General features: G+C 60.7%; 1 pseudogene. It reads right to left on the bottom strand.

What is annotated here, in order from left to right:
* A pseudogene (locus KJQ96_RS39665) lies at positions 1–229 on the bottom strand (saccharopine dehydrogenase); the annotation flags it as partial.

The following is a 229-nucleotide window of genomic DNA, read 5'->3' as shown; positions in this document are numbered from 1 at the left end:
GATGAGACGCAGGCGGCAAGCAGTTCGGAGCCGTAAAGCAAATAAGGTCCGACGGTCGAAATCACCGATTTGGTTTGCGCGACCATGTCTTTCAACGACGCGGGGTCGCCCGCATCAGCCACGATCAGGGGCGTATCCTTGGGCGCGCCGATCGCGTCACGGACGGAAGCGAGCTTGTCCTTGCTACGTCCTGCCATCGCCCACTTGAGGCTGGCGTCACCTTTGTAGC

The organism is Bradyrhizobium sp. sGM-13 (genome assembly GCF_018398875.1).
Classification (GTDB): Bacteria; Pseudomonadota; Alphaproteobacteria; order Rhizobiales; family Xanthobacteraceae; genus Bradyrhizobium.
Note: the sequence above shows the minus strand (reverse complement) of the source record. Positions and strands in the feature narration are given on the sequence as shown.